The sequence below is a fragment of the Tropicibacter sp. S64 genome (assembly GCF_049803835.1).
In the GTDB taxonomy this organism is placed as follows: Bacteria; Pseudomonadota; Alphaproteobacteria; order Rhodobacterales; family Rhodobacteraceae; genus Pacificoceanicola.
In genome coordinates, this window is the sequence record NZ_JBNAGK010000001.1 from 243,344 (window position 1) to 253,903 (window position 10,560).

Genomic DNA, 10,560 nt, shown 5'->3' on the forward strand with positions numbered 1-10,560 from the left:
CGGCCCCGTGAAACATTTGTTGCAGGGACCGGATTTCCGGCGAACCCGGCCGCGGCGAAAGGTCAGGCCACGGGTGCCAGTGCCGCGGTGACGTAATTCACCGACAGGTCCTTGTCCGACAGGCTCCAACGCCATGTGATCGGGTTGAAGACAAATCCCTTGCGGTCCACGGGCTCGAGCCCGGCCTTGCTCATCAGGTCATAAAGCTCGTACGGCGTGATGAACTTGTGCCACTCATGTGTGCCCTTCGGCAGCCAGCGCATGACATATTCCGCCCCGACGATGGCCATGGCGAAACTCTTGGGATTGCGGTTGATCGTCGAGCAGATGTGCAGCCCGCCCGGTTTCAGCAGCATCCGGCAGGCGGTCAGATAGGCCAGCGGATCGGCCACGTGTTCGACCACTTCCATGTTCAGCACCACGTCGAAGCGCTCGCCCCCGGCGGCAACCTCCTCGGCGGTGGTGTTGCGATAGTCGATGTCCAGCCCCGACTGTTCCGCATGGGTCATTGCCACCGGGATGTTGCGCGCGGCTGCATCGACGCCGACCACCTCCGCCCCCAGCCGCGCCATCGGCTCGCAGAGCAGCCCACCGCCACAGCCGATGTCGACGATCTTCAGCCCCTTGAACGGCTCCGGTTTCGAAAGGTCCCGGTCGAACTCCCCGGCGATCTGCGTGGTGATGTAGTCGAGGCGGCAGGGGTTCAGCATGTGCAGCGGCTTGAACTTGCCGTTCGGGTCCCACCACTCGGCGGCCATGGCCTCGAACTTGGCAACTTCGGACGGATCGACGGTGATCGTCATGACATTCCCCATGGTCTTTTCAGTGTCGCCCTATCATATAGTGAGCGTATGGATAAGTTCCCGAGCCAAAAACGCGCAGTGCAGTATCTTTATCCTCCCGTCGACCCGTTCGACAGTCGCAGGCTCACGGTGTCCGAGGGGCACAGCCTCTATGTCGAGCAGTGCGGCAATCCGGACGGCGTGCCGGTCATTGTCCTGCACGGCGGTCCAGGTGGCGGCTGCAGTCCGGCGATGCGGCGGTACTTCGATCCGCAGGTCTACCGGACCGTCCTGTTCGACCAGCGCGGCTGCGGGCGCTCCCGCCCCCATGCCAGCGTGAGCGGCAACACGACGTGGGACCTCGTTTCGGACATCGAGACGATCCGGGAGGATCTCGGAATCGAGAAATTCATCGTCTTCGGCGGCAGCTGGGGCGCGACGCTTTCCCTGATCTATGCGATCTCGCACCCGGAACGCGTCCGGCACCTCGTGCTGCGCGGTGTCTTCCTGATGACGCAGGCCGAGCTCGACTGGTTCTACGGCGGCGGGGCTGGCCAGTTCTGGCCGGAAACCTGGGCGCGGTTCCGCGACATGATCCCGGAAGAGGAACGCGGCGATCTGATCGACGCCTACCACAAGCGGCTGTTCTGCGGTGACCTTCGGGTGGAGACGAAACACGCACAGGCTTGGTCCGCCTGGGAGAATGCGCTTGCCTCTGTCTATTCCTCCGGCCATGGCGGCGAAGCGCCCGGCGATTACGCCCGGGCCTTTGCCCGGCTGGAGAATCACTACTTCGTCAACAAGGGCTTCCTCGACCACGACGGCTGGATTCTCGCCAACGTGCACCGGATCGCGCACATCCCGGGCGATATCGTGCAGGGCAGATACGACATGATCTGCCCGCCGCAGCGTGCGTGGGACCTGGCGCAGGCCTGGCCTCTGGTCGATCTGCACATGATCCGCAACGCCGGTCACGCCCTGTCCGAGCCGGGCATCAGCGCCGAACTGGTCCGCGTCATGGACCGTCTGGCCGAGCAAATCGGCTGAAAAGATCGCGGGTTGTCCGCAGATACGCGTTTCGTTCCCGACATTTTTGTCGTCATCTGACATAATCCTTTACAGATGCGGTACGGTTGTTAACTTTCCAGTCAATCAACGAAAGGATCGACAGGGATCGTGAATCCGGTTTTCAAGATCATCCTTCAGCGGCTGGCGCTCGGGCTACTGACGCTGCTCATCGTGTCCTTCGTGATCTTCACGGCGGTAAACATGCTTCCCGGCGACTTTGCCGAGGCGCTGCTCGGCCAGTCGGCGACGCCCGAGGCCGTTGCGGCCATCCGCCGGGACCTCAATCTCGATCAGCCGTTCTGGATTCGCTACTTCTCCTGGCTCGGCGCGATGCTCACCGGCGATCTGGGTGTCAGCTATGCGCAGCTCAACTTCCAGAGCAACATGGGCGCGGCAACGCTGAAGACCGTGGCGGACCAGATCGCGCCGCGTTTCGCCAACACCATGTTCCTCGCCGGGGTGACCGCCTGTATCGCCGTTCCCTTTGCGGTCGGCCTTGGGCTGCTGGCGGCGCTCTACCGCAACTCGGTCTTCGACAAGGGTGTGAACATCGCGACGCTGACGTCGATTTCCTCGCCGGAGTTCTTCCTCGCCTATGTGCTGGTCCTGTTCTTCGCGGTGCTCAATCCGCTGTTGCCGTCGATCGCCAACATCTACCAGGGCATTTCCTTTCAGGATCGCCTCGTCGCGACCCTGCTCCCTGCCCTGACCCTGACCCTCGTGGTCACCGCCCACATGATGCGCATGACGCGGGCCGCGATCATCAGCCTTCTGGCCTCTCCCTACATCGAGATGGCGCGGCTCAAGGGCATGTCCCCGCTGCGCGTCATCGTCAAACATGCCCTGCCGAACGCCTGGGCACCGATCATCAACGTCGTTGCGCTGAACCTCGCGTATCTCATCACCGGCGTGGTCGTGGTCGAGGTCGTGTTCAACTACCCCGGCATCGGCCAGCTCTTCGTGGACGCAGTGAAAAATCGGGACATCCCGGTGGTGCAGGCCTGCTGCCTGATCTTCGCCGGGGCGTACATCCTGCTCAACCTCGCCGCTGACATCCTGTCGATCATGACCAACCCGCGACTGAGGCATCCGAAATGAACACGGTACTCTGGATCGTCGTCGCGCTGTGTATCGTCGCGGTTGCTGGCTGGCTCTTCCGATTTGCCGGGCAGATGCTGACCGGGGGCAAGCCCTATTACCGCGACATGCCCTATGCCGTCGCCTTCGGCTTTGCCCTTGCTGCGGCATTGATCCTCGGCGGGGTCTGGCTGTACCTGCAGGCGCCGGTGACCGAGGCCGGCGTGCCGAAGGCGTCGGTGATCTTCTGGCGCTGGGCCGTGCATTTCCTTGCGATCTCCGCCGCGGCGGCTTTCGTGTTTCGCCTGCTCGGTCGCTTTGCCGGCACCGCAGGGTCGCGCAAGCTGTTCCGGCAAATGCCACTGACCGCCGCCTTCGGCATCCTCGTGGTGCTGATCTACGCCTTTGCCGCGATCTTCGCCGGGGTCATCGCGCCGCACGGTCAGGAACAGGTCTTCGCGACCGCGAATGTCGTGCCCGGCGGCAATCCGGCGCTGGGCGGCAATCCGGATTTCCCGCTTGGCACCGACCAGATCGGCCGCGACATCCTCTCCCGCCTGATCTACGGCGCGCAGAACACCGTCGGCATCGCCTTTGCCACCACGGTTCTGGCATTCCTGCTCGGCGGCACGCTCGGCTTCCTCGCGGCGACGCTGCGCGGCTGGGTGGACCAGCTTCTGAGCCGCGCGGTGGATGTTCTCATGGCCATTCCGTCACTCATCTTTTCCCTGCTGCTGATCACCGTCGCCTCGGCCTGGGTCAGCGGCACGGGACTGACCATCGCCATGATCGTCATCATCGCGGTGATCGACGCCACCCGGGTGTTCCGCCTTGCCCGTGCCGTCGGGATGAACATCGTCGTGATGGACTACATCGAGGCGGCGAAGCTGCGCGGCGAGGGTCTCGGCTACCTGATTTTCAAGGAGATCCTGCCCAACGCCACCGCGCCGTTGCTCGCGGAGTTCGGTCTGCGCTTCTGCTTCGTCTTCCTGACGATCTCCGCGCTCAGCTTCCTCGGCCTCGGTATCCAGCCGCCGTTGGCGGATTGGGGCACCATGGTCAAGGACCTCTCGGCCTTCATCAACTACGCCGCCTTCGCACCGCAGATCGCCGCCTCGCCCTTGCTGGCTGCCGGCGCGATTGCCTTGCTCACGGTGGCGGTCAATTTTGTCGTGGACTGGATGCTGCACCGCAGTTCGGGGCTGAAGGAGTGAGCCATGTCTGACCGCCCGATTCTTGTCGAAATGCGCGGCATCAAGATGGAAGGCCGCAGCGACGAGACCTGGACGCCCATCATCAAGGGCGTCGACCTGACCCTGCGCAGGGGCGAAGTGCTCGGCCTGATCGGCGAATCCGGCGCGGGCAAGTCCACGCTCGGCCTCGCCGCCATGGGCTTCACCCGGGACGGTGTGCGGATTTCCGAAGGGTCGGTGACCTTCGACGGCATCGACCTGCTCGCCGCCAGCGCCGAGCAGAAGCGCCACCTTCTCGGCAAGCGCATCGCCTATGTGGCGCAATCCGCCGCCGCCAGTTTCAACCCGGCGCACAGGCTGATCGACCAGCACACGGAAGGTCCGACCCAGCACGACGTCATGTCGAAGGCCGAGAGCGAGGCCGATGGCATGGAACTTTATCGCAAGCTGCGCCTGCCGAACCCGGACGAGATCGGCTTTCGCTATCCGCACCAGGTGTCCGGGGGCCAGCTGCAACGGGCGATGACCGCAATGGCCATGTCCTGTCGACCTGACCTGATCATCTTCGACGAGCCGACCACGGCGCTCGACGTGACGACGCAGATCGAGGTATTGGCCAGCATCCGCGACATCGTCGACGAATACGACACGGCGGCGATCTACATCACCCACGATCTCGCGGTGGTGGCGCAGATGGCGGACCGCATCAAGGTGCTGCTCAAGGGCGAGGAGGTCGAGGAAAACGAAACCCGAGACATGCTCGCCCACCCCAAGGAGGAGTACACCAAGAGCCTCTGGGCCGTGCGCGAATTCCAGCGGCCGCAAAAACCCGCAGTTGCGACCGATGCCACCCCCGTCATTTCGGTTCAGACCGTCACCGCGGCCTATGGCCATGTCGACGTTCTGCACGACGTCAGCTTTGACATCCACGAAGGCCGCACCGTCGCGGTTGTCGGCGAAAGCGGATCGGGCAAATCGACGACCGCGCGCTGCATCACCGGACTGCTGCCGCCGCGCATAGGACAGATCGAACTGGATGGCGTGGCTCTGCCCCTCGATTACCGCCAGCGCAACAAGGAGCAGCTGCGGCAGGTCCAGATGATCTATCAGATGGCCGATACCGCGCTGAACCCGCGCAAGCGCATCGGCGAGATCATCGGCCGCCCGGTCGAGTTCTACATGGGGCTGAAGGGCCGCGAGAAGCGCCGCCGCGTCGAGGAGCTGCTCGAACAGATCGAGCTTCCCGGCGCACAATACTACGACCGCCTGCCCTCGGAGCTGTCCGGCGGCCAGAAGCAGCGCATTGGCATCGCCCGTGCGCTTGCCGCCGAGCCGAAGTTCATCATTTGCGACGAAGTGACCTCCGCGCTCGATCAACTTGTTGCGGAAGGCATCCTGCGGCTGCTCGCGGACCTGCAAGATCAGTTGAAACTGTCCTATATGTTCATCACCCACGATCTGGCGACGGTGCGGTCGATCGCTGATGAGGTTGTGGTGATGAAAGACGGGAAGGTTGTCGAACAGGGGCCCAAGCGAGAGATGTTCCGTCCGCCGCACCACCCCTATACCGACCTGCTTCTCAGCTCGGTTCCGGAGATGGACCCGGATTGGCTGAGCAATCTTCTGGCCGAGCGCGGCGTCGACAACATCGGCGATGCGGCGGTTGACAACATGAACTGAATCCGAGCCAATTCGGACCAAGAACAGGCGGCCTGACCGCCAGACAACAGGGAGACCAACAATGACACGCATCAGCAGACGCGCTCTTCTGACCACCGGCGCCGCCGCCGGTGTTCTGGCCGCTTCCGGCCTGCCGCTTCGGGCGCAGGCCAAGCGCGGCGGACGCCTTCGCGCGGGCCTGTCCGGGGCAAACACCTCCGACAGCTGGGACAGCCGGACCCACTCCGACCTGTTCATGATCGCCTCCGCGCAGGGCGGCGTCTTCGACAGTCTGACGGAGATCAAGGCCGACGGCTCGCTCGCTGGCGAATTGGCGGAAAGCTGGGAAGCGTCGCCGGACGCGAAGACCTGGACCTTCAACCTGCGTCAGGGCGTGACCTTCCACAACGGCAAGGCCTTCGGCGCGGACGACGTGATCGCGTCGCTGCAGCTGCACGTTGCCGAGGATTCCAAATCCGCCGCCAAGCCCATCGTTTCGGCCATCACCGAGATGAAGAAGATCACCGACAACCAGGTGCAGTTCACGCTGGAATCCGGCAACGCCGACTTCCCGTACCTGATGTCGGACTATCACCTGCTGATGTACCCGGCGGGTCAGATCGACGAAGCCATCGCCAACGGCATCGGCACCGGCCTTTACAGCGTCGTCAGCTTCGAGCCGGGTGTGCGTTTCGTCGGCAAGCGGGTCGACAGCCACTACAAGGGTGACAGCGCGGGCTTCTTCGACGAGATCGAGTACATCGCGATCAACGACAACACCGCCCGGATGAACGCACTGATGACCGGGCAGGTCGAGGCGATCAACCGGATCGACTTCAAGACCGAAGCGCTGCTCAAGGCGAACCCGATGGTCCGCATCCAGGAAGTGACCGGCAACCAGCAGTATACCTTCCCGATGCTGACCAACGTCGCTCCGCTGAACGATGTGAACGTACGCCGTGCTCTGAAATTCGCGATCAACCGCCAGGAAATGGTCGACAAGATCCTGCTTGGCCACGGCCGCGTCGGTAACGACACCCCCATTGGCCCCGCCAACCAGTACTTCAACGGGGACATGGAGCAGACCGCCTACGATCCGGACAAGGCGAAGTTCTACCTCAAGGAAGCGGGTCTTTCGTCGCTCGACATCGACCTTTCCGCTTCCAATGCCGCCTTCGAAGGTGCAGTCGACGCGGCCCAGCTTTATCAGGCCTCGGCCAAGGCCGCCGGCATCAACATCAACGTGGTGCAGGAACCGGCGGACGGATACTGGTCCAACGTCTGGCTCAAGAAGCCGTTCTGCGCCTGCTACTGGTCGGGCCGGGCGACGGAAGACTGGATGTTCTCCAGCGCCTACGAAGAGGGCGTTCCGTGGAACGACACCCAGTGGGGCCGTGACGACTCGGAGCGCTTCCAGGATCTGCTGATCACCGCACGGGCGGAGCTCGACAGCGCCAAGCGCCGCGAGATGTACTACGAGATGCAGCAGATCCTGAAGGACGATGGCGGCGTCGTGCTGCCGATGTTCGCGAACTACGTGCAGGCTGTCAGCAACAAGGTTCAGCACGGCGAAACCGTCGGCAACCTTTGGCAGATGGACAACGCCCGCATGGCGGAGCGGTGGTGGATGGCGTAACGCCAGCCGTATTCTGAACAACAGACGCCCCGCCGGTTCGGCGGGGCGCTTCTGTCTCTACCTCTGCGGAATCGCCGTAAAGAGCACTTGCCCGCGCGGCAGCATGGCCGCGCTCCTGTCGGCCCGCCAGCCCGTGACCTGTGCCATATGCGACACGTCTTCGGACAGCACGTGATATGGCGGGCGGATGTCGTGAGTGACGACACCATCGGGCTGGCGAAAGGGCAGGGCGGCACGGGCCGCGTCCGGCGCAAGGAAGACCGTGAAGAGCAGTTTTTCGAGATTTTCGAACCGCCGGAGGTTGGTCAGCGCCCGGCGCAGGTAGGCCATCGGCAGATGCGGAAAGACGGCAAAGGCGATGGCGTGGGTGATGTCCGGTGACGCACCGGGATATTCGAACCGCGTATCGGCGACCAGCCTGTCGAGCGGCAGCCGACCGGGATCGGACAGCTCGGTCCGATGCCCCGCCAGCAGGAGCGCACGGGAGGCGTCGGTCGCCCAGTAGTGGCCCGGCTGGAGATACGGCACCGCCTTGCACCCGAGCCGCAACGCGCCCGCGCCAATGTCGAGCAGGTGGTGATGCGGGAGGAGGCCCGCCTCCTGCAGGATGGCCATCTGAACCCGCCCGGTCTCGTCCCAACGCCCGCCGACGATGTCACGGTGTTTCCCCGCGGCAATCGCTGCGTCGTGGAAACCCTCCGCGTCGTACGGGTTCTGCACCATGATGTCAGAGCACGTAGCGGCTGAGGTCGGTGGAGCGGGTCAGCTCCCCAAGGTGCTTTTCCACAAAGGCGGCATCCACGGTTACGGACGTCCCGGCCTGGTCGGGGGCCTCGAAGCTGAGTTCCTCGAACACCCGTTCCATCACGGTATAGAGCCGCCGTGCGCCGATGTTCTCCACCGACTGGTTCACCTCCGCCGCAATCTTCGCCAGCGCGGCAATCCCCTCGTCAGTGAAGTCTACCGTCACGTCTTCCGTCGCCATCAGCGCCGTGTACTGGCGCGTCAGGGCGTTGTCCGTCTCCGTCAGGATGCGCACGAAGTCCGCTTCGGTCAGCGGCCGCAGGTTCACCCGGATCGGCAGGCGACCCTGCAATTCCGGCAGCAAATCCGAAGGCTTGGCGATGTGGAACGCTCCCGACGCAATGAAGAGGATGTGGTCGGTCTTGACCGGGCCGTGCTTCGTCGAGACGGTTGTGCCCTCGATCAGCGGCAGCAGGTCGCGCTGCACGCCCTCTCGGGACACGTCGCCGCCCCGGGCTTCCTGCCGCGCCGCGACCTTGTCGATCTCGTCAAGAAAGACGATGCCGTTCTGCTCGACCGCTTCGACGGCGGCCAGCTTCACCTGCTCGTCATCAAGCAGCTTGTCCGCCTCTTCCGCGACCAGCACCTCGTAGCTGTCCGCAACGCTCATCCGCTTGCGCGTCGTGCGCCCGCCGAAAGCTTTCCCGAAGATGTCGCCAAGGTTCATCATGCCCATCTGGCCGCCGGGCTGGCCGGGAATGTCCATCATCGGGAAGGGCGAGGCGGTCTCGGCCACGTCGAGCTCGATCATGGTGTCGTCGAGTTCACCGTTCCGCAGCTTCTTGCGGAACATCTCGCGGGTGCCCTCGCGGGCATCTTCGCCGGCGATGGCGGTGATCACGCGGGCTTCGGCGTTCTCCTTCGCGCGGGTCTTCACGTCCTCGCGCATCTGCTCGCGGGTCATGGCGATGGCGGCGTCGACCAGATCGCGCACGATCTGCTCAACGTCGCGCCCGACATAGCCGACTTCGGTGAACTTCGTCGCCTCGACCTTGATGAAGGGGGCTCTCGCCAGCTTGGCCAGCCGGCGGGAGATCTCGGTCTTGCCCACGCCGGTCGGCCCGATCATCAGGATGTTCTTGGGGTACACTTCGTCGCGGAGGTCATCCGAAAGCTGCTTGCGCCGCCAACGGTTGCGCAGGGCCACGGCCACGGCACGCTTGGCGTCCGCCTGTCCGATGATGAACCGGTCGAGTTCGGAGACGATTTCGCGCGGGGTGAGATCGGTCATGTGGGGTCCTTTCAAGGTCAAGAGAGAGCCCCGGGTCAGGCTTCGATCGTCTCGACGGTCAGATTTCCGTTGGTATAGACGCAGATGTCCGCCGCAATCGCCATGGCGTCGCGGGCGACCGTCTCGGCGTCCTTCTCCGAATCTATCATCGCGCGGGCCGCCGCCAGCGCGTAGTTCCCGCCGGAGCCGATGGCGGCGACGTTGTGTTCCGGCTCCAGAACGTCGCCTGCGCCGGTGATGATCAGCAGGTCCGTGCCGTCGGTCACGATCAGCATGGCTTCCAGCTTTTGCAGATACTTGTCCGTGCGCCAGTCCTTCGCCAGTTCGACGGAGGCGCGTTGCAGCTGGCCGGGGGTGGCTTCCAGCTTGGCTTCCAGCCGCTCCAGCAGGGTGAAGGCGTCGGCGGTTGATCCGGCAAAACCGCAGACGACGTCATGCCCACCGGGAGAGAGGCGGCGCACCTTGCGGGCGGTGCCCTTGATCACGGTCTGGCCAAGGCTGACCTGCCCGTCACCGGCCACCACGACCTTGCCGCCCTTGCGCACGCCGATGATCGTGGTGCCGTGCCAGCCGGGGAAATCGGTATCGCTCATGGTCTGCCTCCTTGGGGTCTTGGGGGACATATGGGGGATTTGGCCATTCTTGCCAAGACGAAGCCCGTAAAACGGAAAGGCCCCGCCGACGAGGGCGAGGCCTTCCATGAAATCCGGTCAGCAGGGGATCAGATCGAGTCCTTGATCCAGCCTTCCAGCGCGGCCTTGGGGGCGGCGCCGGCGCGGTTGGAGACAACCTGGCCGTCCTTGAAGATGAACAGCGCCGGAATGCCGCGCACGCCCATGGCGGCCGCGGTGTTCGGGTTCTGGTCGACGTCGACCTTGGCGATCTTGATCTTGCCTTCGTATTGGGTGGCCAGCTCTTCGAGAGCCGGGCCGATCTGCTTGCACGGGCCACACCACTCGGCCCAGAAATCCACGACGACGGGAACGTCGGAGTTCTTCACTTCTTCATCAAAGGTGGCGTCGGTGACGGCAACGGTTGCCATGGCAGTCTCTCCTGGAAAATGGGGCGGCATGTCTTTGGAGGGGGAACGTATGGACGGCTTTGCCTGCC

10 protein-coding genes are annotated in these 10,560 nt (G+C 63.9%); 5 read left to right on the forward strand and 5 right to left on the reverse strand.

Annotation, left to right across the window (positions count from 1 at the left end; all coding sequences use genetic code 11):
* Positions 1–62: 62 nt before the first annotated feature.
* Complete coding sequence (ubiG, locus tag ACP159_RS01270; RefSeq protein ID WP_425097797.1) at positions 63–803, reverse strand: bifunctional 2-polyprenyl-6-hydroxyphenol methylase/3-demethylubiquinol 3-O-methyltransferase UbiG; 741 nt, start codon at positions 801–803, stop codon at positions 63–65.
* A 48-nt stretch (positions 804–851) separates the two neighbouring features.
* Between ubiG and pip the strand changes: the two genes are divergently transcribed.
* The 5 genes from pip (at position 852) to ACP159_RS01295 (ending at position 7,415) form a co-directional block, all read left to right on the forward strand.
* Positions 852–1,829 (forward strand): prolyl aminopeptidase, encoded by a 978-nt coding sequence (gene pip / locus ACP159_RS01275; RefSeq protein WP_425097798.1) that lies wholly within the window; start codon positions 852–854, stop codon positions 1,827–1,829.
* Between the two features lie 129 nt (positions 1,830–1,958).
* The gene (locus tag ACP159_RS01280) at positions 1,959–2,948 is read left to right on the forward strand and encodes an ABC transporter permease (RefSeq protein WP_425097799.1); all 990 of its coding nucleotides are present in this window, start codon (positions 1,959–1,961) and stop codon (positions 2,946–2,948) included.
* A complete protein-coding gene (locus tag ACP159_RS01285) occupies positions 2,945–4,141 on the forward strand; it encodes an ABC transporter permease (protein ID WP_425097800.1) in 1,197 nt (398 codons plus the stop codon). The genes ACP159_RS01280 and ACP159_RS01285 overlap by 4 nt, the downstream gene beginning before the upstream one ends.
* Before the next feature lie 3 nt (positions 4,142–4,144).
* A complete protein-coding gene (locus ACP159_RS01290; protein ID WP_425097801.1) occupies positions 4,145–5,800 on the forward strand; it encodes an ABC transporter ATP-binding protein in 1,656 nt (551 codons plus the stop codon).
* 61 nt (positions 5,801–5,861) lie between these two features.
* Positions 5,862–7,415, forward strand: a complete 1,554-nt coding sequence (locus ACP159_RS01295) for an ABC transporter substrate-binding protein (RefSeq protein ID WP_425097802.1) — start codon at positions 5,862–5,864, stop codon at positions 7,413–7,415.
* A gap of 57 nt (positions 7,416–7,472) precedes the next feature.
* Here the strand turns inward: ACP159_RS01295 and ACP159_RS01300 are convergent, their stop codons facing one another.
* The 4 genes from ACP159_RS01300 to trxA all read right to left on the reverse strand — a co-directional run bounded on the left by ACP159_RS01300 (position 7,473) and on the right by trxA (position 10,492).
* Positions 7,473–8,138, reverse strand: a complete 666-nt coding sequence (locus ACP159_RS01300) for a class I SAM-dependent methyltransferase (protein ID WP_425097803.1) — start codon at positions 8,136–8,138, stop codon at positions 7,473–7,475.
* Positions 8,139–8,142: 4 nt separating this feature from the next.
* The gene (gene hslU, locus ACP159_RS01305; RefSeq protein ID WP_425097804.1) at positions 8,143–9,450 is read right to left on the reverse strand and encodes an ATP-dependent protease ATPase subunit HslU; all 1,308 of its coding nucleotides are present in this window, start codon (positions 9,448–9,450) and stop codon (positions 8,143–8,145) included.
* 35 nt (positions 9,451–9,485) lie between these two features.
* On the reverse strand, positions 9,486–10,043 hold the full coding sequence (gene hslV, locus ACP159_RS01310) for an ATP-dependent protease subunit HslV (protein WP_425097805.1): 558 nt from the start codon (positions 10,041–10,043) through the stop codon (positions 9,486–9,488).
* A 128-nt stretch (positions 10,044–10,171) separates the two neighbouring features.
* Positions 10,172–10,492, reverse strand: a complete 321-nt coding sequence (trxA, locus tag ACP159_RS01315; RefSeq protein WP_425097806.1) for a thioredoxin — start codon at positions 10,490–10,492, stop codon at positions 10,172–10,174.
* Positions 10,493–10,560 lie beyond the last annotated feature (68 nt).